This is a genomic window from Pseudomonas sp. 1912-s (assembly GCF_029269205.1).
Taxonomy (GTDB): domain Bacteria; phylum Pseudomonadota; class Gammaproteobacteria; order Pseudomonadales; family Pseudomonadaceae; genus Aquipseudomonas.
Genome location: NZ_JARIXR010000001.1, coordinates 544,747 through 568,500, shown reverse-complemented (window position 1 = coordinate 568,500; position 23,754 = coordinate 544,747). Strand labels below are relative to the sequence as shown.

Below are 23,754 nucleotides of genomic sequence, written 5' to 3'. Positions count from 1 at the left end.
GCACCGCTGGCCGACGTGGTGGGCTGGTTGCGCGAATACCTTGGCGTGACCGAATGGGCCGAAAACTGGCGTAATAACCGCTGGGATGGACTTTCAGCGTCAGGCAAAGCCGTCGAATCGAATAGTCGCCCGCTCGCTGCTTTATAAAGGCGTACTTCAACCGCACTCCTTGGCAAAGTACGCGGCGGCCTTTTTTAAGATGTCTCGCTCTTCGGTGACCCGCTTGAGTTCGGCTCGCAGACGACGCAGTTCAGCGTGCTGATCATCGTCTTGCTTCCGTTCTCCTTGAGGTTTGCTGTAGCGCTTTATCCAGGCATAGAGGCTATGCGACGACACGCCAAGACGCGCCGCCACATCAGCGACAGGCAGCTTCTTTTCGGTCACTTGATTGACCGCTTGGATTTTGAATTCTTCGGGGTAACGCGGGTTGCTCATGGCACCTCCTAATTGACCTCAGTTTAAGGCAAAGAGGTGTCTACGAAACCCGGGGCGATTCACATGTCGCGCTGAGAAAGGGGTTTACGCGCGATAGCGGCGATCTTCTGCGCCACTTCGAGGTTGATGGTGTTCATGCTTGTTCTCCATCGGCGCCAAACAGGTCAGCCAGGTCAATTTGGTAAACGGCTGCCCAAGCAGCGGTAGGCCAGGAGCGAACCCAGCCATAACGTGGATCGTGAACCTTCGGAGCTTGCACGCTGTTCTCAGCGCACCAGGTCTTCAATGGGCGGAATCCTTGCTTGCCGAACTTGCGCTTGGCGACTTTCTCCACCGCGGCGACGGTGGCCTGCCGCAGTCCGCGACCGAGTTCTTCCTTGAGTTGGTTGGCCTGCCGAACAGCCGCCGAAGCAGTGGCCATTGCCGTCGCTTCACGCCGCGAACCGATCTCAGCTTTGGTTTCTATGGCGTGGTCACGCTGTTCGATCGCCAGCTTCTCAGAGCGTTTCGATGCGAGGAGGTGTTCGAGCGCCCCGATGTAGTCCGCAGGCAGTGCCGGGGCGTTTTGGCGACGCTGCTGGACCATCTCCCAAAACTCACGCACCAGCTTCTTCTTGAATGCCCGAACGATGTCCGCGTTGCGCATGTAGGTCAGCAGCAGCGTGGACTGAGGCTCATTGAGGAAGGCGTACTCAGTGGGACGCCCTCCCGTACTTTCGGATTTGAAATCCAGAAGTCCGAACTCTTCCAGATCGACCTGATAGGTGCGCACAAGCTTGATGACGCTTGAGTGATCATTGAGTGTGCCCTCGGCAATGGCCAGGGTCGTCGTGACCGCATCGCCGTCTTTGATAATGACGATAGTCATGGGCGAGCCTCCGCAGAATTCATGATTTCGCAGAAGTCGTCGTGCGCTTGACCGCTGATCAACAGAACCGCCCGTATGACCGCATCAACACCCAAATGATCAAGCTGAGGTTCCGGTTCACTACCACGCAACGCCTCGTTGTTGATCAGGATCTTGCTCAACTGGCTGATCGTGAGTAGCGCGTTTTCCAAGCGATCTGAAAGGACAGTTTTACGACTCATGGCAAGCCACCCCGCTTTCCTGCGCCACGTTTTCGGATTGCACGTTTTGTGGCGCGGGACAGATCTGGGCGATCTTTTTGAACTGTTCAAACGCCGAATCCAAGCTGGAGGCGCCTACGTCATCGAAATACTTCGCAAGGTCGGTCAGCACGGTTACATCTGCCCCCGCGCCAGATTCAACATCACGAGCGATGGCACGAGCGATGGCTGCAACCCAATTACAAACATCAATGGTCGCTAAGACCTGGAGCTCTACTTCTTCGGCAAACTCTGTGATCGACTGGAAGTGGGTGCTCATTGAATAGCCCCCTCTTCATACGCTGCCTTGAGCCCGCGCTCTGCCGACCGGGTAAGCGCAGAAACGACATCGCCAATGAAACCCAGAGTGCGAACCTCAGACAGGTAAGCGGTCTCTCCGTCGTTGATTGCATAGGCCAAACGACTGCACAGCTGGCTGATACCGTCGGACAGATCTGAGGCGACAGAAAGTGCTTCGATCAAATTCGCATCCGGATTGATGCTGAAGAGATCGGTATACTCCATGCCAAACGCACAAGGCTTTAGCTTCGGGTGTTGCACCGTTTGTTGGGTGGTGTTATTTTTGGGATGCATTAGATCGTCCTCTAGACGAAGAAGTACAAAAGCGCTTGCGTCAACAAGTGCTGATTGAGAACCCGCTGCCAGGCGGGTTTCTGCTTTCTGGGATTCAGAAATGCAGAATTTGAAGCAGGCGCGCTGTCAGGGCGGTCCTGTGGTCTGTTGCTCTGGTGCGCCTGCGTGTTTCATTCTTGATTTCCTTTACTGGTCTTATATCCAGTACGCATAGAATACTTCAGGTATCCGGCCAGACCGAGGTGCAACTTGCGCATCCGAGGAACACAACTCGTCATCGCCCTGGGAACTTGCTGATTTCTGTTGCTGATACCGATCCATCGGCCGCCTGCTCCACAAAAATGGTCCTGCCCGCCGCGATTGCTTTGGATAGAGCCGGACCAGTGCAACCCAGTGCCAGTGCAGCTTTTTTCCTGCCTGCTCGCTCAACATACTCGGCGAGCAGAACGCGGGCATACGCACCGCTCACTGTACTGCCTGCTTGGTACTGGATGTATTCACAGGTACATCCGAACCTGTCGCCCCAGACCCTGCGGGATTATTATTTGTGCACTGATTGGGCGAGCTCTGCCGCCTCTGTCCTGGGAATGGTTTTTCTTCGATGGCGGACAATCTTCCGTCACTGGAAACGATCACGAAAATGGAACGCCCTTCACGGATGGCCTTGCTCAAAGAGCCCTGACTCATCCCAAGCTTTTCGGCTGTCCTGGCATGTCGCTTTACTGCGTATTCAGCAAGGGGAATTCGCTGCACTGGAGTAACTCCACAATTTCGTCCTCTCAATAGTGCTAGCGGGATTTTTTAAAGTCAATGCCTGCGGGATTTGATTTTAAATCCCGCCAGCAATAAGGTCATTTGCTATGAAAATACAAAAGAAAAGGCCGCTGACCGAAAATCAGTTGGCGGAATGCGCAGCGCTGAAAGAAATCTTCAACGCCAAGAAGGAATCTCTGGGCCTCACGCAAGAAAAGGCGGCTCAGCACTTAGGCATGAACCAAGGTTCTTTTAGCCACTACCTAAATGGTCGGAACGCGATCAATCTCGAATTCGCTCTATCTGTCTCCCAATTGCTTGAGGTCCCTGTAACAGACTTTGCCCCTCGATATGCAAAGGCTCTTTCCGACCTTCGAGTTGAGACGCTTGATAGCTTTGCGCGCTTTCGCCCCGAGGGGGAAGGAGCCGAAGGGCGTATTAATGAGTGGGCAGGACAAGTACACGTCACTGCATCGGCCTACCCCTTAACGTCCTGGGGAGGTCACCGCATGAGGGATCCTTCTAGCGATCAAATTGAAGGCGAGAACGACCCAAACTTTATTGGCAGTACGGAACAGGCCGGAGCCAATGGTTACTGGGTTGCTATGCAAGGGACTTCGATGTCGAGAGCTATCGCCCCCTGCTTCCCTCCAGGAACATACGTACTCATAAATCCAGACGTTTATGAGTTTCAAAGCGGTAAGTTTTACCTTGCGCGCCACTCGGATGGCGACTACGCGATCCGCCAATACATGAGGGAAGCAGGTGCAGATTACCTCGTAGCTCTCAATCCCGCCTTCCCTACAATAGCCCTCAGTCCTGAGTGGTCAATAGTTGGGTTAATCGTCGACGCACGCATGCCCGACTTATAAAAATAGTCCCGCAGGGATTGACAGACAAAAATCCCGCTAGCATTATAGCTCCATCTTCTACGAGATCTGGAGCTTCACATCATGGAAATTGTCACCTGCGGTTCTCTCTTCGGAAAGCTCGGAAGCGTACTCGCCGAGCGTGAGCTTCGGTGCCTTCTCGCAATCGCAAATGGCGGCACTGATAAAGAGATCGCCAAGCGCGATGGCGTCTCTCCTCGCTCAGTCAAAGGTCGCATCGAATCGGTCATGTACAAGCTCGGCGTTTTCAAGCGTCCATCTCTTGTTGCCGAAGCTATACGACTTGGCTTGATTGGCTTCTGCTGCAACATGAATCCCGCGCCCCAGCATCACAACCAACCCCCTCATGACGGTGTCTTCCTCGCCTAACTGCTAAGGCATAGGCAAGGTGTGCCTAAGCGAGGGATCAGGTCAGTACCTACTAAAGCTTAGCGATGTTTTCCGAAAGTCAAATTATCGGCCGGGATTCGTTCGGCCTGGAGAAAGTGAAGCCAATGAATCGACGCCAGTTAAGCCGTACGGCGCTACAAGCAGTAGCCCTATCCCTGATCGCCGGCCAAGCCTTCGCCATTGAGCAAATCATAAACGTCCAGCACGACAGCGTGCGCAGCGTCACCTGCTGGATCTTGAACGACACCGGGATCAGTTGCTTGCCGGACAGTTCGCTCCTACAACAGGCCACCTCCTCAAGTGAGGCGGGACGAGCTTCTCAGGCCAGCTCAGTGCCGGAAAACGGGTTACAGCAGGCCTCCCCGCTCCCACAGAAAAAGGGGTTCCAGCTATGAGCCGCCGCAACGGTACCAAGGGCCAGCGCCTGATCGAGCTGTTCAACGCCCTGCAGCGCCGGGAGACCACGTTCGGCCAGATCTACGCAATGTCGGCGTCGTGCGGTATCGATGCACGCCGGGTGCTGGTTGATCACTTTCAGCGTGGAGCAAGCCATGAGTAAACAAGGTGACTCGATCCTTATGAGTGGCCAAACGCCAGAAGTCGCGTCTGCATTCCGCGCCCTGCTGGCCGAACGCAATTCGCTGGCCTTCCTGCTTAAGCGTTTCGTGGATGGAGAGCACGACCAAGGCGAGAATCAAGGCGAGCGCCACATGTACCACGACGAAGCCGAGGCTCTACTGGCTTACCTGGGCGGCGAGGTACAGGGGCACACCCTGGTTCCGGACGACCTGCTTCGCGCTGAACATGAGAGGAAGAAGGCGTTGGTCGCTGATTCCGATAGGTACCAGTTCATCGCTGACAGCGCTTGCGACGTGAGCTTCTACGTGGACAACACAGATCTTGGCGATGGCGACACTGCGCCTGGCCCGCGCGTCGGGCTCACTCCGGACCAGTACCCCGTGGAAATGTTCGGTAGCAGCAAGGCGAAGCTGGACTTCGCGGTTGACGTGCTGATGGCGTCCAAAAATTTCGCGACACCATCCACGGATAACGAAAACGTGTCGCGACACGAAGGGAGGTAACTATGCGAAAAGAACTCATCAAGATCAGCGAATTCCAGCGACGGCGCTGGGGTGAAAACGGCACCCCGCCCTGCTCCCAGGCAATTCGCAATCACATCCGCAACGGCATGGTGCCTGGCGAGCAGATCGGGAAACTCTGGTACGTTGACTGGATCGCCTTCACCCGCTCGGACGGCAACGACCTGGTGGCGATGGTATTGAAAGGAGCTGCATGATGGCGCCTCGGCCGCGGAACAAGGCGAATAAGAGCCTCCCGCAGAACCTGTACTTCGATGCAAGACGGTCGACATACCGCTACCGTCGGCCAACTGATGGAAAGTGGTTCCAGTTCGGTGGCGACCGCATCAAAGCGATCGATGCTGCCAAGCAGTTGAATCTGGAGTTTATGCGCGGTGCCGACTTGGTCGGCGCCGTGCTCTCTGTCTCGTCAGAATCGTTCGCCACATTCCTCGATACCTACGAGCGTGACGTACTTCCCCCGCGCGAGCTGGCAAAAGGGACCCTGGGCCTTTATGCCGTGCACTTCCGCCGCTTCCGGAAGCAGTTCGAAGGCAAAGCGGTCGACCAAATCACGATCCGCATGATCGCAGAGATGCTGGACGCTATTACACCGCGATCGGCCAACCAGTGCCGGGCGCTGCTGATCGACATTTTTAACCATGCAGCCGCCAAAGGCCTGTGCCCAGACAACCCAGCGGCCAGCACCATCAACCGGATCGAGAAAAAACAGCGCAAACGGCACACCGTCGAGGGGCTGAAAGCGATCAGGGAGAAGTCGCCAGCGTGGCTACAGAATGCAATCGACCTGGCACTGATCACCGCCCAGCGCCGCACAGACATCTTGGACATGCGCTTTGATGGGGGCCGGGAAGGCTTCCTGTACGTCGTGCAGAAGAAAACGGCCAAGGCGACAGACGCAGCCTGGATTCGATTCCGGGTAACGCCCGAGCTGCAGGCTGTCATTAGCCGGTGCCGCGACGATGTAGTGTCCCCGTACCTGGTGCACCGCAAGCCGGATCGATTGAAACAGAAGCAGGCACAGACAAAGGATCACTGGACGAAGGTTGAAGAGCGGTATTTGACGCGAGCATTCAAGGAAGCCAGGGATGCGGCAAACTGCTACGCAGGATGGAAGGAAGAAGAGATGCCTGGTTTCCATGAAGTGCGAGCGCTGTCTCTGCACCTGTACAAGAAAGCCGGAAAGGATGGGCAGAAGATCGCAGGCCATGCGAGCGAGGGCATGACGAAGAACTACCAGCGGGACCACGAGGAAATCATCTGGTCCGAGGCCGTTCCGGACCTGAATATCAGCGAAATCACCGGGTAGTTTTGCGCCAATTTTGCGCGGGTTTTGCGCAGGCACAAAAAAGCCGATCTATCTGATCGGCTTAAGAGTCTGATTTTACTCAGGAATAATGGTCGGGACGGAGTGATTCGAACACTCGACCCCTAGCACCCCATGCTAGTGCGCTACCGGACTGCGCTACGCCCCGACTAGGCGTGTTACTGGGTTCGCTTCGCAACGAAGCGATCAGGAATATACCGCAAGCTTTTGAAATGTGGAAGTATTTTAAAAGCCGGAATTACTTCTTCAAAACCACCAGCACATCTTCGAGTTCGGAGATCATCTGGCGGATCATTTGCTTGTATTGGGTGGTGTCGTCTTTGGCTTCATCACCGGACATACGCTGGCGCGCGCCGCTGATGGTGAACCCCTGGTCGTACAGCAATGCGCGGATCTGTCGGATCATCAGCACATCCTGGCGCTGATAATACCGACGGTTCCCGGTGCGTTTGACGGGGTTGAGTTGAGGAAACTCCTGCTCCCAATAGCGCAGCACGTGCGGCTTTACCGCACAGAGCTCGCTGACTTCACCAATGGTGAAGTAGCGTTTGCCTGGGATGACGGGCAGTTCGTCGTTATGACTTGGTTCCAGCATAAGCCTCAACTCGGGCCTTCAACTTCTGCCCTGGACGAAAGGTGACCACACGGCGAGCCGTGATCGGGATTTCTTCTCCCGTTTTTGGATTGCGGCCAGGCCGCTGGCGTTTGTCCCGCAGGTCAAAATTGCCGAAACCGGACAATTTGACCTGTTCGTTGTCTTCAAGAGCGTGCCTGATTTCTTCAAAGAACAGCTCGACCAATTCCTTGGCCTCGCGCTTGTTCAGGCCCAGCTCTTCATACAGACGTTCCGCCATCTCAGCTTTCGTCAAAGCCCCCATACGTCACTTCCTTAACGTGGCGTTCAACCTTTGTTCGAGCGAGGTGAGGATATTTTGCGTCGTCGTATTCACCTCATCGTCATTAAGAGTGCGCGATGGATGCTGCCAGGTCAAGCCAACTGCAAGGCTTTTTCTATGCGGATCAATGCCTTTACCCTGATAAACGTCAAATAGCCTGAGGTCTGTCAGCCATTCCCCTGCATTTTCACGGATTACGTCCAGAACAGCACTGGCCGCCACTCCCTGATCGGCGATCAACGCCAAGTCACGTCGTACTTCAGGGAAACGCGACAACTCGCTGAATTTAGGCATTTTGCCCGAGGCGACTTCAGCCAAGACTAGCTCAAAAACGAAGACTGGACGGTCCAGCCCCAAAGTTTTCGACAGTTCAGGGTGAATCGCGCCAACGAAGCCCACCAGGCGACCTTCACGTTCGATACGCGCGGTCTGGCCCGGGTGCAACGCAGGGTGTTTGCCCGGGGTAAAAGTGAAGGCATCCAGCGCACCGGCAAAGCCCAGCACCGCTTCCACATCGGCCTTGACGTCGAAGAAGTCGACGGTGTCGCGACCTTGTGCCCAGCCTTCCGGCAAACGGCTGCCGCAGACGACGCCAGCCAGCATCGGCTCTTGCTTCAGGCCATCCAGTTGACCGACAAAACGCAGGCCGCTTTCGAACATGCGCACGCGGTCTTGCTGACGATTCAGGTTATGGGACAGCGCTTTCACCAGGCCCGGCCACAGCGACGAGCGCATGGCGGCCATGTCGTTGGAGATCGGGTTAGCCAGCAACAGCGGCTCGACACCTGGGTTGAACAGTTCGAACTGCTTTGGATCGATGAAGCTATAGGTCACCGCTTCCTGATAACCACGGGCAACCAGCAGGCGACGCAGTTCCGGCAGGTGTGCACGGGCTTCGGCTTTCGGCTGCGGCGCCAGGCGCGCTTGCGGGTAACGAACCGGCAGGCGGTTGTAGCCGTACAGGCGGGCCAGCTCTTCGATCAGGTCGACTTCCAGGCTGATATCGAAGCGATGGCTTGGCACTTCTACGTGCCACTGCCCTGCTTCGCCGGCGGAAATGCCGAGGCCGAGTGCCGACAGCAGGCGCTCGATTTCAACCGGGTCGATCACCAGGCCGAGCATTTGCTCAACGGCCTTGGCACGCAGGACGATTGGCGCAACCGACGGCAGGTGCTGCTCGCTGACGGTTTCGATGATCGGGCCGGCTTCGCCGCCCGTGATTTCCAGCAGCAGGCCAGTGGCGCGCTCCATGGCTTCACGGGCCAGTTGCCAGTCCACGCCACGCTCGTAGCGGTGCGAGGCATCGGTGTGCAGGCCGTAGGAACGGGCCTTGCCAGCGATGGCGATCTGATCGAAGAAGGCGCTTTCGAGGAAAATGTCGCGGGTGGTTGCGGACACGCCGCTGTGCTCGCCACCCATCACGCCGGCAATCGCCAGGGCGCGGGAGTGGTCAGCAATCACCAGGGTGTCGGCGCGCAGGCTGACTTCCTGGCCGTCGAGCAGCACCAGCTTCTCGCCTTCCTCGGCCATGCGCACGCGGATGCCGCCGTTGATTTCGGCGAGATCGAATGCGTGCAGCGGTTGGCCCAGCTCCAGCATCACGTAGTTGGTGATGTCGACGGCAGCATCAATGCTGCGCACTTCGGAGCGACGCAGACGCTCAACCATCCACAGCGGGGTTGGCTTCGACAGGTCGACATTACGGATCACACGCCCCAGGTAACGCGGGCAGGCGTTGGGTGCCAGCACTTCGATGGAACGTACTTCGTCGTGCACGGCAGGTACCGCTGCAACTGCCGGACGGGTGACGGTCGCGGCGTACAGGGCGCCGACTTCACGCGCCAGGCCAGCCAGGGACAGGCAGTCGCCGCGGTTCGGGGTCAGGTCGACCTCGATGCTGGCGTCTTCCAGCTCCAGGTAGACACGGATGTCCTGGCCCACTGGCGCGTCGGCCGGCAGCTCCATCAGGCCATCATTGCCTTCACCGACCTGCAGCTCTGCCTGGGAACACAGCATGCCGTTGGATTCAACGCCACGCAGCTTGGCCTTCTTGATCTTGAAGTCGCCCGGCAGCTCGGCACCGATCATGGCGAACGGGATTTTCAGGCCCGGGCGCACGTTGGGCGCTCCGCACACGACCTGGAAAGTTTCCGCGCCATTGCTGACCTGGCATACACGCAATTTGTCGGCGTCAGGGTGCTGCTCGGTGCTCAGCACCTCGCCCACTACCACGCCACTGAAAACACCGGCGGCCGGCGTAACGCTATCGACCTCAAGGCCGGCCATCGACAGACGGGCAACCAGCTCGTCGCGACTTACCTGCGGGCTTACCCAGCCACGCAGCCATTGTTCACTGAATTTCATCCTGCTCTCCTAAAGATCCGTTACGACTAGCGAAATTGCGCGAGGAACCGCAAGTCGTTGTCGAAGAACAGACGCAAGTCGTTCACGCCGTAACGCAGCATGGCCAGACGCTCAACGCCCATGCCGAAGGCAAAGCCCGAGAATTCTTCCGGGTCGATCCCGGACATGCGCAGCACGTTGGGGTGAACCATGCCGCAACCCATCACTTCCAGCCAGCCGGTCTGTTTGCAGACGCGGCAGCCTTTACCGCTGCACATCACGCATTCCATGTCGACTTCAGCGGATGGCTCGGTGAACGGGAAGAACGATGGACGGAAACGCACCGCCAGCTCTTTCTCGAAGAACACCCGCAGGAACTCTTCGATGGTGCCTTTGAGGTCGGCGAAGTTGATGTCGCGATCAACCAGCAGGCCTTCGACCTGGTGGAACATCGGCGAGTGGGTGATATCGGAGTCGCTGCGGTACACACGGCCTGGGCAGACGATGCGGATCGGCGGCTTCTGCGATTCCATGGTGCGGACCTGTACCGGCGAGGTATGGGTGCGCAGCAGCATGTTCGCATTGAAATAGAAGGTGTCATGCATCGACCGGGCCGGGTGATGGCCTGGGATGTTGAGCGCCTCGAAGTTGTGATAGTCGTCTTCGACCTCAGGGCCTTCGGCAATGCCGTAGCCGATGTGGGTGAAGAACTGCTCGATACGTTCCAGAGTCCGGGTAATCGGATGCAGACCGCCCGAGGTCTGGCCACGGCCAGGCAGGGTCACGTCAATGGACTCGGCGGCGAGTTTGGCCGCAAGATCGGCCTCCTCGAGCGACGCCTTGCGCGCATTGAGAACCTCTGTAACACGCTCCTTGGCCACGTTGATCAGCGCGCCGACTTGCGGACGCTCTTCAGCCGGCAAATTCCCCAGGGTCTTCATCACCTGAGTCAATTCACCCTTTTTGCCAAGGTAGTGAACCCGGATTTGCTCCAGGGCATTGATATCTTCTGCGCTTTGCACAGCCTCTAGTGCTTGAGAGACCAGCGCATCCAGGTTTTCCATGTACAGACTCCAGATACAAAATAGGGGAAGAGCTTGAAGGCTCTTCCCCTATTTAAGACGTTTAACACCTTGGGCCACGAAAGCGGCCCAGGGTGACTGTCGGGGGTACTTAAGCCAAGGTGGCTTTAGCTTTCTCGACAATCGCAGCAAACGCCGCTTTTTCGTTCACTGCCAGATCAGCCAGAACCTTACGGTCGATCTCGATGGACGCTTTCTTCAGGCCAGCAATGAAACGGCTGTAGGACAGACCGTTAACACGTGCACCGGCGTTGATACGAGCGATCCACAGAGCGCGGAACTGACGTTTTTTCTGACGACGGTCACGGTAGGCGTATTGGCCAGCCTTAATAACCGCTTGCTTGGCAACACGGAATACGCGTGAACGCGCGCCGTAGTAGCCTTTAGCAAGTTTCAGAATTTTCTTGTGGCGCTTACGCGCCATGACGCCACGCTTTACACGAGCCATGAGTTACTTCCTCTATTCTTGACTAAAATTAACGAAGGCGCAGCATGCGCTCGACTTTTGCCACGTCAGACGGATGCAGCAAGCTGCTACCGCGCAGTTGACGCTTACGCTTGGTCGACATTTTAGTCAGGATGTGGCTCTTGAAAGCGTGCTTGTGCTTGATACCGTTAGCAGTTTTCAGAAACCGCTTAGCAGCACCACTTTTAGTTTTCATCTTTGGCATGTTCGGTACTCCGCATTCAGTTGATAAACATAATCAGAAGGCCTGCCGTGCCCTATTGATTACTTCTTCTTTTTCGGGGCGATGACCATAATAAGCTGGCGTCCTTCCATCTTAGGATGCTGTTCGACCGAACCGTACTCGAGCAGGTCAGCTTCAACCCGCTTGAGGAGTTCCATCCCCAGCTCCTGGTGGGCCATCTCACGGCCGCGGAATCGCAAGGATACCTTGGCCCTGTCCCCATCACTCAGGAAACGTACCAGGTTGCGCAGTTTTACCTGGTAATCCCCTTCCTCCGTCCCTGGACGAAACTTGATTTCTTTTACTTGAATCTGCTTCTGGTTCTTCTTCGCCGCGGCAATCTGCTTCTTCTTTTCGAAGATCGACTTGCCGTAGTCCATCACCCGGCAAACGGGCGGGATTGCGTCGGCGGAGATTTCCACCAGGTCCAATTTGGACTCTTCAGCAATACGAAGCGCTTCATCAATCGAGACGATGCCAATCTGCTCGCCGTCAGCGCCAATTAACCGAACCTCGCGTGCCGAGATATTCTCGTTGATCGGGGCTTTCGGTGCAGCTCGTTTATCTTGTCTCATTTCACGCTTAATAATAATTACTCCGAATCTGGGCGACCACGCCGGGAAACCGCTTGCGCGAGGAACTCAGCGAACTGGGCGACGGGCATCGAGCCCAGGTCAGCACCTTCACGAGTACGCACAGCGACAGTCTGCATCTCGACTTCCCGATCTCCGATAACCAAAAGATAGGGAACCTTGAGCAAAGTATGCTCGCGGATTTTAAAGCCGATCTTTTCATTTCTCAAGTCGGACTTGGCACGAAACCCGCTTTCATTGAGAGTTTTTTCAACTTCAGCGGCAAAATCTGCCTGTTTATCAGTGATATTCATGATCACTGCCTGGGTCGGAGCCAGCCACGCAGGGAATGCACCCTCGTAGTGCTCGATCAGGATCCCGACGAACCGTTCGAACGAGCCGAGGATCGCCCGGTGCAGCATAACCGGGTGTTTACGGCTGTTGTCTTCGGAGACGTATTCGGCTCCCAAACGGATCGGCAGGTTAAAATCGAGCTGCAGGGTACCACACTGCCAGACACGACCAAGGCAATCTTTCAGCGAGAACTCGATCTTCGGACCGTAGAACGCGCCCTCGCCCGGCTGCAGGTCGTACGCAAGCCCCGCACTGTCGAGCGCTGCAGCCAGTGCCGACTCGGCGCGATCCCACAGTTCGTCGGAACCGACGCGTTTTTCCGGACGAGTGGACAGCTTCATTTCGACTTCAGTGAAGCCGAAATCGCGGTACACGTCCATGGTCAGCTTGATGAACGCAGCGGATTCAGCCTGCATCTGCTCTTCGGTGCAGAAGATGTGGGCGTCATCCTGAGTGAAGCCGCGCACACGCATGATGCCGTGCAGTGCACCCGACGGCTCGTTACGGTGGCAGGCACCGAACTCGGCCAGACGCATCGGCAACTCGCGGTAGCTCTTCAGGCCCTGGTTGAACACCTGTACGTGGCACGGGCAGTTCATCGGCTTGATGGCGTAGTCGCGGTTTTCCGACTGGGTGGTGAACATGTTGTCGGCGTAGTTGGCCCAGTGCCCGGATTTTTCCCACAGGCTGCGGTCAACGACTTGCGGCGTCTTGATTTCCAGGTAGCCGTTGTCGCGCTGAACCTTGCGCATGTACTGCTCGAGCACCTGGTACAGGGTCCAGCCGTTCGGGTGCCAGAACACCATGCCCGGCGCTTCTTCCTGGAGATGGAACAGGTTCAGGCGCTTGCCGATCTTGCGGTGGTCGCGTTTTTCGGCTTCTTCGATGCGCTGGATGTAGGCCGCCAGCTGCTTCTTGTCAGCCCAGGCAGTGCCGTAGATCCGCTGCAGTTGTTCATTCTTAGCGTCACCGCGCCAGTAGGCACCCGACAGCTTGGTCAGTTTGAACGACTTGAGGAAGCGCGTGTTCGGCACGTGCGGGCCACGGCACATGTCGACGTATTCTTCGTGGTAATACAGGCCCATGGCCTGCTCGTCCGGCATGTCTTCCACCAGGCGCAGCTTGTAGTCTTCGCCGCGGGCAGTGAACACGTCGATCACTTCGGCACGCGGAGTGACTTTCTTGATGACGTCGTAATCTTTCTCGATCAGCGCGTGCATGCGCTGCTCGATGGCCGCCAGGTCGTCCGGAGTGAAAGGACGCTCGTAGGCGATGTCGTAATAGAAGCCTTCGTCGATGACCGGGCCGATGACCATCTTCGCGGTGGGGTACAGCTGCTTGACCGCGTGGCCAATCAGGTGCGCGCAAGAGTGGCGAATGATCTCCAGCCCCTCTTGATCCTTGGGCGTAATGATTTGCAGGCTGGCATCGCCGGTGATCAGGTCGCTGGCGTCCACCAGCTTGCCGTCGACTTTACCGGCCACGGTGGCCTTGGCCAGGCCGGCACCAATGGATGCGGCGACCTCGGCTACGGAAACCGAATGATCGAATGAACGTTGACTGCCGTCGGGAAGAGTAATAGTTGGCATGGCGCCTCCTCTCCTAGTGGTGACCCCTACCAAAGGTCACGTGGGTTGGGATGAGCCAGTACAAGATCCAATACCAGGCCGTTCAGTGATGAACGCCTGCCTTACAGCGGCAGGAGCCTTTCGGCCAACCGATAATCGAACCAGAGTGACTGGAGTTAAACAAAAAAGACCTTGGCAAGGCGGCAAAGGGCGCGCCGGAAAATAGCCAAGCGAAAGATGCTAGCACAGATGAACGGTCATGGCGCCGGCTCAGCTTCACGAAACGCAAATTCCCGGATTTTAGGGGCAAAAGTGAACTTGAACTGTACGGCGAGCCTCAAACACACCGAGAATCGCCGTTCGTCCACGACTCCAGGAGCATTTAATTATGCGTTTTACCTCGACTTTCGCCCTCGCTGCATCCCTGACCCTCATGTCCCTTGGCGCGCACGCCGCTGCCCCTTCGAACTGGCCTGCCGGTGCCCGGGACGGATTCATCAAGGATTGCAGCGCAGCCGCCCAGCAAAGTGTTGATGCCAAAACCGCCAAAGACCATTGCGAATGTGGCGCAGACAAAATCAATGCCGAGTTGAGCAGTGCCGAGATCAAAGAGCTGATGACCAACCAGAACGCGGATCCTGCGCTCAAGAACAAGGCCGTCGCCGCTATTTCGTCTTGCAAGGTCGTGAAGAAAAAGTAATTTTTACGCCCCGCCAGACCGGCTAAAGGGCCAAAAAACGCCCCGAAAACTGCCATTTCTCACAAATTACGCAGCTTTTACGGCTTTTTTTAACAGCTGATATTTCACCTGAAAGCCCCGTAGATCGGGGCTTTCAGCCAGCCAAGGCATGAAACACAACGCGTTTGATTAGCAAACAATGACTTGGGGGGGCTCCCAAGCCGAACATTTCGACTATGATAGCTCGGTGTGCCCAGTTGGCCTGAGCAGCACAGCACTACTGAAAATATATGTTTCTTGGAGATACACCATGTCTAATCGCCAAACCGGCACCGTTAAATGGTTCAACGATGAAAAAGGCTTCGGCTTCATCACTCCTCAAGGTGGCGGTGACGACCTGTTCGTACACTTCAAAGCTATCGAAAGCGACGGTTTCAAAAGCCTGAAAGAAGGCCAAACCGTTTCCTTCGTGGCTGAGAAAGGCCAAAAGGGTATGCAAGCTGCACAGGTTCGCCCAGAGTAATTTCTGCGCTGATCTAAAAAACCCCGTCCATGTGACGGGGTTTTTTATGGCCTGGATAAAAGCGCTGAAGCAATCAGCCGCAATTAACCCGGTTGATCACCAGATTGTCATCGGTGTTGAGGTTCAGGCGATCCGAGCGGTATTCCAGGGTGACCATGTCGTCTGGCTTGAGAATGCGTGCGTTCTGCGCACCGGCGCGGCTACGGGCCTGTTCCAGCAGTTGCGGCGAAGCCTTCTGGCCGATTGCGAACTCGGCAGCCTTCGCCTCACAGCGGCTGTGACCAGCATCGGCCACGGCAGTGTCTTTGGCTGGCTCAGAGGTACCCGGGGTACTGCAACCCGTCAAGGCGAGCGCAGCCAACAAAGTACCGAATGATGCGAGCTTCCAAGGCATGAAGCCTCCTTTGAGAAAAAATGGACAGAGATCGTGCGACCGTGGTTTGGCCGATTGGTTTCAGAATTGTCACAATTGGCCGTGGGCCAGTCTGCCTGAGTCGACCCTTCACACTGGCGAATCAATCGTCACCAGATATGAGCGCACTCAGTAAATGTCGATGTAATCGAACGGCGGATTTGGCCAGTTCTGCTTGAGTGCGTTGAAAATCTGCATCACCCACACCTCATCGCTGGCCGCGACGTTGCCGACGTAACCGGAGCCCGCCGCCCAGGTCTCCAGACGGAACAACAGGCCGTCGATATCAACGCCGCCCACCACGCCGGAAGAGATGTAGGCAATGCCGGCCTTGGTGACGCGCAATTGGGTGTGAACGTTGTCACTGGCGGAGGCAAGCAGCTGTCGCACAGCGTCCAGTGTCAGGTTCTCGGGGTTGTTCAAATCGATCTGCACGCGGTTTGCCCTGGCAATTAAACAGGCGGACAGTGTCGCACAGCCCTCCCCTCATGCCTAAGTAGCAGTGCCAAACGCCGCGCAAAATGGTTAACTCCCCACGCCAGATAAACGCACCAGCCGCCTTTCAGCCTCGCGAGACACCCATGACCATCGTGACGATCCACGCCGACATCAAAGCCAAGTGGCCCCACGGGCAGAGTTCCTACAGCCCGGGCAGCCCGGAGGAGTTGGCAATCATCGGTATCGACCTGTTGGTCAAGGAGATGGGGACACAGGCTGCGCAGGCATTTATCGGCCAGGTATTCGAGAAATACCCGGCCGATCACATGGGGGCACCAGACCCCGAGCGCGAATAAGACCCGGCCGACGAACGCCGACCGGTAAACCGCTTACTTCAGGCGGCCAAGACGTTCGGTCAGCAGATCGAAGAAGCCCTGGGCATCGCCGTTTTCAACCCAGAACGCGTTCTTCGGTTGTTTCAGGCCGTCGTACCAATCGACGATGGTCTGGCCGAAGGTCGGGCCTTCACGGCTGTCCACCACCACATTGACCTCGCGGCCACTGAACAGCGAAGGCTTGAGCAGGTAGGCAATCACGGTAGCGTCGTGCACCGGGCCGCCTGGAATACCGTAGTGCTCCATGTCGCCCTTGACGTATTCATTGAGAATGTCGCCAACCACCTTGCTCGCGTTGTTGTTCAGCGAAGCGATTTGCTTCAGGCGTGCGTCGCTGGTCAGGACCTTGTGGGTCACGTCCAACGGCAGGTAAGTCAGCTTGACGCCGCTTTTGAGCACGATCTCGGCCGCGATAGGGTCCGCGAACAGGTTGAACTCGGCCACCGGCGTAATGTTGCCGCCGTTGAAGTGCGCGCCACCCATCACCACCACTTCCTTGATGCCTTGAGTGATCTCCGGTGCCTGGGTCAATGCCAGCGCCAGGTTGGTCTGCGGGCCGAGCATGGCGATGGTGATGCTGTGGGGCTTGGCGTTGCTGAGGGTCTTGATCAGGTAATCAACAGCATTGCCTTCGGCCAGGCCTTTTTTCGGCTCATGCACGGTAACGCCGGAGATGCCTTCCTTGCCGTGGATGTTTTCGGCATAGATCGGCGTGCGCAGCATGGGTTTTGGTGCACCGGCGTACACCGGGATTTCTTCGCGCCCTGCCCACTCGCGGGCCAGCCGCGCATTGCGGGAGGTCTTGTCCAGCCGCACGTTGCCGGCGACGGTGGTCAGCGCACGGATCTTCAGCTCATCGGGCGAAGCCATGGCGAACAGCAAGGCCACTACGTCGTCGGCACCGGGGTCGGTATCGATGATCAGGTCGATTTTTTCCGCCCCGTGGGCGCTTGCAGCGGTTAGCACGGACAAAAGCAGCACACTCCGGAACAGGTGTCGCAGGGTTTGGGTACCACGTTGCATGACGCACTCCTTGTCGTTGGGAAATTCTAGAACGTTACGCCGGAAACCAGCGCGATATTGCAGTAAGGCTGGCACTCGCCCGTGCGCACCACCGCCCTCGCTTTGCGGCTGAGCTGCTTGAACTCTTCATGACTGACCAGGCGGCGCTCACCGAGGGCAGCCTGTTCGGTCAGGGCATTGAGGTCAGTCAGGGCCGGCGGTTGCTTGAGCAGGATTTCCTCAGCGAGCACGTGACTTTCCACCTGCATTTCGCTGAGCACGATGCGCAGGGTGCTGACGAAATCCGGGATGCCTTTGGTCAGCGCCAGGTCGATCAACTCGACGCCCGGCGGCACCGGCAGGCCGGCATCGCCGATCACCAGAATGTCGCCATGACCAAGGGATGCAATCACCCGCGACAGCGCGATATTGAGCAAGGGAGTCTTTTTCATGAGGGCACAAAACCTTGGACGTCATGCAATGTAGGAATGGAGGGTTGCGCACCGGCACGGGTCACGGACAACGCCGCCGCCACCTGGCCAAAACGAATGGCCTCGGCCTCGCTTTTGCCGTTGGCCAGCGCCGCCGCAAAACCACCGACGAAGGTGTCACCGGCAGCCGTGGTATCGACCGCCTTGACCTTGGGCGCCACCAGGTGCTCAAAGCCTTGGCCATCGGCGAACAACGCGCCCTCGGAGCCGAGGGTAATGATCACTTTACCGGCACCGGCCTTGATCAGGCGCGTGGCGGCGACCTTGGCGCTGTCCAGTGAGTCGACCACCACACCACTCAAGGCCGAGGCTTCGCTTTCGTTGGGAATCAGGTAATCGATGGCGGCGTACCAGTCCTCAGGCAACGGACCGCTGGCGGGTGCCGGGTTGAGGATCACCGTCTTGCCCAGTTCGCGGCCGCGCTTGAGGGCATGGCCGACGGTGTCCATCGGTGTCTCAAGCTGACAGACGATGACGTCGGCAGCCTGCAGCACACTGTCAAATGTCTGTAATTTGGCCGGGGTCAATTCGCCATTGCTGCCGGCGACGATCACGATCGCATTCTGGCTGCTGTCATCCACCACGATCAGCGCCACGCCGCTGGAACCGTCGACGGTGCTGACGGACTGGCAATCGATACCTTCCACCACCAACGCGTCGCGCAATTGCACGCCATAGGCATCGGTGCCTACACAGCCGACCATCGCGACCTCGGCCCCAAGACGCGCCGAAGCGACCGCCTGGTTCGCGCCCTTGCCGCCCGGGACGGTGGAAAATGATTGGCCGATCAGGGTTTCACCGGCGCGGGGCAGCCGGCTGGCCCGGGTGACCAGGTCCATGTTCAGGCTGCCTATTACCACTACTTTTGCTGGCATACATCAGTACTCATCAATTCGGTTCAGCGGTATTGGGCAAATACACCGGCCAACGGCGCCGTCGACTCGCGCAGAACAATACTCGGCGTCACGATGCGTTGATCGATCGGCAATTGGGGTGTCGCAATTCGTCGCAGTAAAAGCTCGGCCGCCATCTCTCCCAGTTGCAGGATCGACTGGCCCACCGTGGTCAGCGCCGGGTACACGTACTGGCTCATCTGGATATCGTCAAAGCCGATCACCGACAACTCGCCGGGCACGCGGATATTGCGCTCGGCAGCCGCGCGTAACACGCCGAAGCCGATCATGTCGTTGCCGGCAAAAATCGCGCTGGGGGGATTATCCGCCAGCAATTGCGCTGCAGCCGCATAGCCACCGGTGCTGGTGAAATCACTTTCCAGTACCCGCCCGGCCGACACCTCAACCCCGGCTTCGGCCAGGGCTCGGTAGTAACCCGCCGTACGCATCTGCGCCACGCGGGTGTGGCTCGGGCCGCCAATGCAGGCAATGTCGCGGTGGCCCAGATCAAGCAAGTGCCGGGTCGCCAGGTAAGCGCCCTGTTCGTGGTCGATGCGCACCAGGTCGACATCGATTCCGTCCAGTGCACGGTCGACGATGACCATGGGGGTACGCACCGCTTTCAGGCCCGTTGCCAGGCCGCTGTCATCGCCGCCCACCGAGGTCACGATCAAACCGTCGATGCGCTTTTCCAGCAGCACCCGCAGGTAGCTGCGCTGCTTTTCGGCATTGTCATCGGAGTTGCAGAGGATCACGCAATAGCCGTTACGCTCGCAATAATCCTCGATGCCCCGGGCCAGCTCCGCAAAGTACGGGTTGAGGCTGTTGGGCACCAACAGGCCGATGGTCGCGGTGGTCTTGGCCTTCAGTGACCGTGCGACCGCACTGGGCACATAGTCGAGCTGCTTGATGGCCGCCTCGACCTTGATTCGTACAGGCTCGCTGACCGGGCGCGTCTTGTTCACCACATGGGACACCGTGGTGTAGGAGATCCCCGCCAGCGCGGCCACGTCCTTGATCGTTGCCATGGTTCAGGCTCGCCGACTGGCGCGCTGGCTGCGGTACGTATCCAGCACGACCGCGATCACGATCACGGCACCGGTGATGATACGTTTGGTCGGTTCGGTGGCGCCAATCTGCGCCAGCCCTGCCGCCAATACCGAGATAATCAGTACGCCGAAGAACGTGCTGATGACCGAGCCACGCCCGCCCATCAGGCTGGTGCCGCCGATGACAACGGCAGCGATCACTTGCAGCTCCAGGCCGGAACCGGCGTTGGGATCTGCCGCTTCCAGGCGCGAAATCTGGAACAGTGCCGCCACGCCGGCCAACAGGCCCATCAGGCTGAACACCAAAATCTTGTAGGGCTTTGGATTGATCCCCGCCAGACGCACGGCCTCTTCGTTGGTACCGATGCCGATCAGGTAGCGACCGAACACGGTACGCGTCAGCACAAGCTGCGCGGCGATGATCACCAGCAACGCGATGATGAACGAGGGCGAAATACCGAAGGCCACCGGGTTGGACAGCCAGGCAAACGAATCACCGATATAGGCGGTGCGCGAGCCGGTCATCTGGTAGGCCACACCCCGGGCCATTTCCAGCACGCCGAGGGACACGATGAACGACGGGATGCGCCAGGCCACGGTGATCGAACCGGTAATGGTACCGGCCAGCGCGGCGCAGCCCATGCCCAGCACGGCGGCCGGCAACACACTCCAGCCCCAGCCGAGAATCGCCACGCTGACAGCTGATGCAGCGAGGGCCAGCACCGAGCCCACCGACAGGTCGATGCCGCCGATGATCAGCACGAAGGTCATGCCGACCGCCAACACCATCAGGTCAGGAATCTGGTTGGCCAGGGTGCTGAAGGTGTCGTACGAGAGGAAGTGGTCGCTCAGGAACGAGAACAGCGCAATCATCGCCAGCAACGCGCCGGCCAGGCCCAGGTAAGTACCCAGGCCGTAGAAGTTGCCGCCACGTTTTGCGGGGGAGGAAGTGGTTTTCATGGGGTATTCCTAGGCGCTGCATCGTTGAGCAACGCATCACGTTTCTGATAGCCGGCAAAAGCAGCGGCAAGCAATTCGTCCTGGGTCCAGCTCTCGCGCTCGAAGGTCTCGATCAGGCGCCCGGCGGAAAGCACGCCGATACGGTCGCAGATCAGCATCAACTCACGCAGGTCGCTGGACACCACCACCAGCGCCTTGCCCTGGCGGGTCAGGTCGCCGAGCAAGGCATAAATATCGAATTTGGCGCCGACGTCGATGCCCCGGGTCGGCTCATCGAACAGCATCACCGCGCAGTCGCGCTCCAGCCAGCGGCCAATCACCACCTTCTGCTGGTTACCGCCCGACAGCTCGGACACCAACTGCGCCGGGCTGGAGCTACGGATGCGCATGGCGTCGACCTGGCGCTTGGCCAGGGCCGTTTCGTCACGACTGTTCACCAGGCCGGCGCTGGACACCTTCGGCATGTTGCCCAAGGCGATATTGGCGCCGATGGATTGGGTCAACAGCAGGCCTTCACCTTTACGGTCCTCGGTGATCAGGGCGATGCCATGACCCACCGCGTCGGCGGGCGAGCGAATGCTGACGACTTGCGCAGGTGTGCCCAGGGCCACGGTGCCGCTGTCGGCCAGGTCGGCACCGAAGATCAGGCGCAGCAATTCTGTGCGACCGGCACCGATCAGGCCGGAGATGCCGTAGATTTCGCCGGCACGCACTTCAAACGAGACATCGCGGACCTTGTCCGAGCGGGTCAGGCCTTTTACGGTCAACAGCGGCGCACCGATGGTGCGGGGGCCCAGGTCGATTTTCTCGCCCAGCTCGCGACCCACCATCAGCGTGACCAGTTGCTCACTGTTGTAGTTGGCCATCGGCTCGACACACACCAGCTTGCCGTCCCGCAATACCGCAATGCGCTGGGCGACACGGGCGAGTTCTTCGAGCCGGTGGGAAATATAGATGATCGCCACGCCCCGGGCCTGCAGGCGGGTGATTTGCTCAAACAGCATCTCGACCTCACGGGCAGTCAACATCGCCGTGGGTTCGTCGAGGATCAATACATGGCAATCGCCAATCAGGTTGCGGGCAATCTCGACCATCTGTTGGTGGCCGATGCCGAGGCTGCCGACCAGCGTGTCCGGGTCGATGGCGTCCAGGCCAACCTGGGCCATGGCTTCAATGGCAGCCTTGCGCAGTTGCTTGCGGCTGATCCAGCCACCGTGGCTGGGCAGGTTATCAAGGAACAGGTTTTCGGCGACAGTCAGGGTCGGCAGCAGGTTGAGCTCCTGCATGACCATGCGGATGCCCTGCTCTTCTGCCTGGGTCCGGCTGCCCGGCGTGTAGGCCTGGCCATTGAACTGCATGTGGCCGTCGGTCGGTGTGACCAGCCCGCCGATGATCTTCGACAGGGTGCTTTTCCCCGCGCCATTCTCACCGGTAAGCGCCAACACTTCCCCACGATTGAGCGTCAGGGTGATGTCGGACAGAACCGGTTGGGCATAGGTCTTGCCGATACCGCTGACCGAGAGGACAGCGTTCGGTGCGGAAGATGACATAGGAACGTCTCCAGGCGTCCGCTCAGGGTGAGCGGACGCTGTTTTGTGCTGCCGGGAATTACTTCTTGAGGATGAGTTCGACCGGGGTTTCGATCATGCCATCCACGGCATCGACTTTTTCACCCTTGACCAGCTTCAGAGCATTCTGGATACCGAAAACGGCTTGCTGGGCAGCGGCCTGGTCGGCGGTGGCCAGGACACGGCCATCCTGAAGCATCGGCTTGATCGCTTCGATGTTGTCGTAGCCGACCACGAGCACCTTGCCCGCCTTGCCAGCGCCACGCACAGCGGAGACTGCACCCAGTGCCATGTTGTCGTTACCGGCCAGCAGCGCCTTGATGTTCGGGTTTGCCTGGAGCATCGCAGCGGCAATCGCGTTGCCCTTGTCGATTTCCCACTCGCCGGACTGGGTGGAGACGATCTTCATGCCGGCGGCGTCCATCGCGTCTTTGAAGCCAGCGGTACGCTGCTGGGCGTTGGTGGTGGTAGACACACCTTCGATGATGCCAACCTGATCACCCTTGGTGAGGTGCTTGGCCAGTTCTTCGCCCACCAGGCGTGCGCCCTTGCGGTTGTCCGGGCCTACGAACGGGATATTCAGGGATTTGCTTTTCAGCACATCGACGTCGAGGCGGTTGTCGATGTTGACGATCTTGATGCCTTTGTCCGAGGCCTTCTTCAGCACGGTGACCAAGGCTTTCGAATCAGCCGGAGCAATGACGATGGCGTCAACTTTGGACAGGATCATCTGGTTGACGATATCGATCTGCGCAGCGGTATCGGTTTCGTTCTTGATCCCGTTGGTGATCATGTCGAAATCGGCGGCGTGGGCCTTCTGGTATTCCTTGGCACCGTCTTGCATGGTGACGAAGAATTCGTTGGCGAGGGATTTCATGACCAGGCCGACCTTGGGTTTGGCGGCGGTCTCGGCGGCAAATGCAGAGGAAAGAGGCAGGGCAGCGGATGCGGCAGCAAGCACAGCGACAGCAAGAAGACGTCCAGCGAATGGCAGCTTCATGGGTTCACTCCGATCTTATGATTATTGTGAGCAACGCTTGCACCGAAGAACGCTTCGGCAGCCATCCCACCCGGGCGACTGATACGAGCTTTCACGACACTCAAGGAGCACCCCGTGAAACATCTCGCAAACGTTTGCGTTAGATCAAACTATGAGAAGCTTGTCGAGATTTGTCAACGGGAGAAAACAGCCTTTTCATGAATCCGCTCTACCCCCTGCCCTCGCGGCCATTGGCGGCCCTCAT

33 protein-coding genes, 1 tRNA gene and 1 pseudogene are annotated in these 23,754 nt (G+C 58.1%); 10 read left to right on the top strand and 25 right to left on the bottom strand.

The window, feature by feature from the left end:
• The 7 genes and pseudogenes from P3C29_RS02750 to P3C29_RS02720 all read right to left on the bottom strand — a co-directional run.
• A pseudogene (locus P3C29_RS02750) lies at positions 1-435 on the bottom strand (transposase); the annotation flags it as partial.
• Between the two features lie 133 nt (positions 436-568).
• Positions 569-1,303 carry a Rha family transcriptional regulator gene (locus P3C29_RS02745; protein ID WP_275963862.1) on the bottom strand — a complete coding sequence of 245 codons (735 nt, stop codon included), beginning with the start codon at positions 1,301-1,303 and terminating at the stop codon, positions 569-571.
• Positions 1,300-1,524, bottom strand: a complete 225-nt coding sequence (locus tag P3C29_RS02740; protein WP_275963861.1) for a hypothetical protein — start codon at positions 1,522-1,524, stop codon at positions 1,300-1,302. Before P3C29_RS02740 ends, P3C29_RS02745 begins: the two co-directional genes overlap by 4 nt.
• Positions 1,514-1,822 (bottom strand): hypothetical protein, encoded by a 309-nt coding sequence (locus P3C29_RS02735; protein ID WP_275963860.1) that lies wholly within the window; start codon positions 1,820-1,822, stop codon positions 1,514-1,516. Before P3C29_RS02735 ends, P3C29_RS02740 begins: the two co-directional genes overlap by 11 nt.
• Positions 1,819-2,136, bottom strand: a complete 318-nt coding sequence (locus tag P3C29_RS02730) for a hypothetical protein (protein ID WP_275963859.1) — start codon at positions 2,134-2,136, stop codon at positions 1,819-1,821. Before P3C29_RS02730 ends, P3C29_RS02735 begins: the two co-directional genes overlap by 4 nt.
• Positions 2,137-2,410: 274 nt before the next feature.
• Positions 2,411-2,605, bottom strand: a complete 195-nt coding sequence (locus tag P3C29_RS02725) for a Cro/CI family transcriptional regulator (RefSeq protein ID WP_275963858.1) — start codon at positions 2,603-2,605, stop codon at positions 2,411-2,413.
• A complete protein-coding gene (locus P3C29_RS02720; RefSeq protein WP_275963857.1) occupies positions 2,602-2,889 on the bottom strand; it encodes a Cro/CI family transcriptional regulator in 288 nt (95 codons plus the stop codon). Before P3C29_RS02720 ends, P3C29_RS02725 begins: the two co-directional genes overlap by 4 nt.
• 107 nt (positions 2,890-2,996) lie before the next feature.
• Between P3C29_RS02720 and P3C29_RS02715 the strand changes: the two genes are divergently transcribed.
• From P3C29_RS02715 to P3C29_RS02685, 7 genes are all read left to right on the top strand, one after another.
• Positions 2,997-3,761, top strand: coding sequence for an XRE family transcriptional regulator (locus tag P3C29_RS02715; RefSeq protein ID WP_275963856.1), 765 nt, complete (start codon positions 2,997-2,999; stop codon positions 3,759-3,761).
• 81 nt (positions 3,762-3,842) lie between these two features.
• Positions 3,843-4,148: a helix-turn-helix transcriptional regulator gene (locus P3C29_RS02710; RefSeq protein WP_275963855.1), complete on the top strand. Its 306-nt coding sequence runs from the start codon at positions 3,843-3,845 to the stop codon at positions 4,146-4,148.
• 65 nt (positions 4,149-4,213) lie between these two features.
• The gene (locus tag P3C29_RS02705; protein ID WP_275963854.1) at positions 4,214-4,564 is read left to right on the top strand and encodes a hypothetical protein; all 351 of its coding nucleotides are present in this window, start codon (positions 4,214-4,216) and stop codon (positions 4,562-4,564) included.
• A complete protein-coding gene (locus tag P3C29_RS02700; protein WP_275963853.1) occupies positions 4,561-4,728 on the top strand; it encodes a hypothetical protein in 168 nt (55 codons plus the stop codon). Before P3C29_RS02705 ends, P3C29_RS02700 begins: the two co-directional genes overlap by 4 nt.
• The gene (locus P3C29_RS02695) at positions 4,721-5,251 is read left to right on the top strand and encodes a hypothetical protein (protein ID WP_275963852.1); all 531 of its coding nucleotides are present in this window, start codon (positions 4,721-4,723) and stop codon (positions 5,249-5,251) included. The genes P3C29_RS02700 and P3C29_RS02695 overlap by 8 nt, the downstream gene beginning before the upstream one ends.
• Positions 5,252-5,253: 2 nt before the next feature.
• Positions 5,254-5,466 carry a hypothetical protein gene (locus tag P3C29_RS02690; RefSeq protein ID WP_275963851.1) on the top strand — a complete coding sequence of 71 codons (213 nt, stop codon included), beginning with the start codon at positions 5,254-5,256 and terminating at the stop codon, positions 5,464-5,466.
• Positions 5,466-6,578: a phage integrase Arm DNA-binding domain-containing protein gene (locus P3C29_RS02685; protein WP_275963869.1), complete on the top strand. Its 1,113-nt coding sequence runs from the start codon at positions 5,466-5,468 to the stop codon at positions 6,576-6,578. The genes P3C29_RS02690 and P3C29_RS02685 overlap by 1 nt, the downstream gene beginning before the upstream one ends.
• A gap of 89 nt (positions 6,579-6,667) precedes the next feature.
• Here the strand turns inward: P3C29_RS02685 and P3C29_RS02680 are convergent.
• From P3C29_RS02680 to thrS, 9 genes are all read right to left on the bottom strand, one after another.
• Positions 6,668-6,744, bottom strand: a tRNA-Pro gene (locus tag P3C29_RS02680).
• A gap of 90 nt (positions 6,745-6,834) precedes the next feature.
• Positions 6,835-7,191: a MerR family transcriptional regulator gene (locus P3C29_RS02675; RefSeq protein WP_003219935.1), complete on the bottom strand. Its 357-nt coding sequence runs from the start codon at positions 7,189-7,191 to the stop codon at positions 6,835-6,837.
• Positions 7,172-7,474: an integration host factor subunit alpha gene (gene ihfA / locus P3C29_RS02670; RefSeq protein ID WP_002553164.1), complete on the bottom strand. Its 303-nt coding sequence runs from the start codon at positions 7,472-7,474 to the stop codon at positions 7,172-7,174. Before ihfA ends, P3C29_RS02675 begins: the two co-directional genes overlap by 20 nt.
• Positions 7,475-7,477: 3 nt before the next feature.
• Positions 7,478-9,856, bottom strand: coding sequence for a phenylalanine--tRNA ligase subunit beta (gene pheT, locus P3C29_RS02665; RefSeq protein ID WP_275963850.1), 2,379 nt, complete (start codon positions 9,854-9,856; stop codon positions 7,478-7,480).
• Positions 9,857-9,882: 26 nt separating this feature from the next.
• Positions 9,883-10,899, bottom strand: a complete 1,017-nt coding sequence (gene pheS / locus P3C29_RS02660) for a phenylalanine--tRNA ligase subunit alpha (protein WP_003219939.1) — start codon at positions 10,897-10,899, stop codon at positions 9,883-9,885.
• 109 nt (positions 10,900-11,008) lie between these two features.
• Positions 11,009-11,365 (bottom strand): 50S ribosomal protein L20, encoded by a 357-nt coding sequence (gene rplT, locus P3C29_RS02655; protein ID WP_003219940.1) that lies wholly within the window; start codon positions 11,363-11,365, stop codon positions 11,009-11,011.
• Between the two features lie 28 nt (positions 11,366-11,393).
• On the bottom strand, positions 11,394-11,588 hold the full coding sequence (rpmI, locus tag P3C29_RS02650) for a 50S ribosomal protein L35 (RefSeq protein WP_002553160.1): 195 nt from the start codon (positions 11,586-11,588) through the stop codon (positions 11,394-11,396).
• A gap of 59 nt (positions 11,589-11,647) precedes the next feature.
• A complete protein-coding gene (infC, locus tag P3C29_RS02645) occupies positions 11,648-12,199 on the bottom strand; it encodes a translation initiation factor IF-3 (protein ID WP_169875357.1) in 552 nt (183 codons plus the stop codon).
• Positions 12,199-14,121 carry a threonine--tRNA ligase gene (thrS, locus tag P3C29_RS02640; protein WP_010175631.1) on the bottom strand — a complete coding sequence of 641 codons (1,923 nt, stop codon included), beginning with the start codon at positions 14,119-14,121 and terminating at the stop codon, positions 12,199-12,201. The genes infC and thrS overlap by 1 nt, the downstream gene beginning before the upstream one ends.
• A 364-nt stretch (positions 14,122-14,485) precedes the next feature.
• Between thrS and P3C29_RS02635 the strand changes: the two genes are divergently transcribed.
• Both P3C29_RS02635 and P3C29_RS02630 read left to right on the top strand, forming a co-directional pair.
• Entirely contained in the window at positions 14,486-14,800 is a 315-nt protein-coding gene (locus P3C29_RS02635) for a hypothetical protein (RefSeq protein ID WP_201126144.1), read from the top strand.
• A gap of 289 nt (positions 14,801-15,089) precedes the next feature.
• Positions 15,090-15,302, top strand: coding sequence for a cold-shock protein (locus P3C29_RS02630; protein WP_003179963.1), 213 nt, complete (start codon positions 15,090-15,092; stop codon positions 15,300-15,302).
• 73 nt (positions 15,303-15,375) lie between these two features.
• Here P3C29_RS02630 and P3C29_RS02625 read toward each other — a convergent pair whose 3' ends face one another.
• Positions 15,376-15,696, bottom strand: coding sequence for an I78 family peptidase inhibitor (locus tag P3C29_RS02625; protein ID WP_010175633.1), 321 nt, complete (start codon positions 15,694-15,696; stop codon positions 15,376-15,378).
• 147 nt (positions 15,697-15,843) lie between these two features.
• Positions 15,844-16,149 carry a hypothetical protein gene (locus tag P3C29_RS02620; protein WP_275963849.1) on the bottom strand — a complete coding sequence of 102 codons (306 nt, stop codon included), beginning with the start codon at positions 16,147-16,149 and terminating at the stop codon, positions 15,844-15,846.
• Positions 16,150-16,295: 146 nt separating this feature from the next.
• Here P3C29_RS02620 and P3C29_RS02615 point away from each other — a divergent pair, with 146 nt between their 5' ends.
• Positions 16,296-16,508 carry a hypothetical protein gene (locus P3C29_RS02615; protein ID WP_010175634.1) on the top strand — a complete coding sequence of 71 codons (213 nt, stop codon included), beginning with the start codon at positions 16,296-16,298 and terminating at the stop codon, positions 16,506-16,508.
• Between the two features lie 33 nt (positions 16,509-16,541).
• Here P3C29_RS02615 and P3C29_RS02610 read toward each other — a convergent pair whose 3' ends face one another.
• Genes P3C29_RS02610 through P3C29_RS02580 form a run of 7 tightly spaced genes read right to left on the bottom strand, consistent with a single transcriptional unit; the run spans position 16,542 to position 23,510 of the window.
• A complete protein-coding gene (locus P3C29_RS02610) occupies positions 16,542-17,570 on the bottom strand; it encodes a nucleoside hydrolase (RefSeq protein WP_275963848.1) in 1,029 nt (342 codons plus the stop codon).
• Positions 17,571-17,596: 26 nt separating this feature from the next.
• On the bottom strand, positions 17,597-18,001 hold the full coding sequence (gene rbsD, locus P3C29_RS02605; protein ID WP_010175637.1) for a D-ribose pyranase: 405 nt from the start codon (positions 17,999-18,001) through the stop codon (positions 17,597-17,599).
• Positions 17,998-18,915 carry a ribokinase gene (gene rbsK / locus P3C29_RS02600; protein WP_201122798.1) on the bottom strand — a complete coding sequence of 306 codons (918 nt, stop codon included), beginning with the start codon at positions 18,913-18,915 and terminating at the stop codon, positions 17,998-18,000. Before rbsK ends, rbsD begins: the two co-directional genes overlap by 4 nt.
• 23 nt (positions 18,916-18,938) lie before the next feature.
• Positions 18,939-19,961 carry a LacI family DNA-binding transcriptional regulator gene (locus P3C29_RS02595; protein ID WP_275963847.1) on the bottom strand — a complete coding sequence of 341 codons (1,023 nt, stop codon included), beginning with the start codon at positions 19,959-19,961 and terminating at the stop codon, positions 18,939-18,941.
• A gap of 3 nt (positions 19,962-19,964) precedes the next feature.
• On the bottom strand, positions 19,965-20,942 hold the full coding sequence (locus P3C29_RS02590) for an ABC transporter permease (protein ID WP_003219960.1): 978 nt from the start codon (positions 20,940-20,942) through the stop codon (positions 19,965-19,967).
• Positions 20,939-22,492, bottom strand: a complete 1,554-nt coding sequence (locus P3C29_RS02585; RefSeq protein WP_275963846.1) for a sugar ABC transporter ATP-binding protein — start codon at positions 22,490-22,492, stop codon at positions 20,939-20,941. Before P3C29_RS02585 ends, P3C29_RS02590 begins: the two co-directional genes overlap by 4 nt.
• A gap of 58 nt (positions 22,493-22,550) precedes the next feature.
• Positions 22,551-23,510 (bottom strand): sugar ABC transporter substrate-binding protein, encoded by a 960-nt coding sequence (locus P3C29_RS02580; protein WP_201122794.1) that lies wholly within the window; start codon positions 23,508-23,510, stop codon positions 22,551-22,553.
• Between the last annotated feature and the right edge of the window lie 244 nt (positions 23,511-23,754).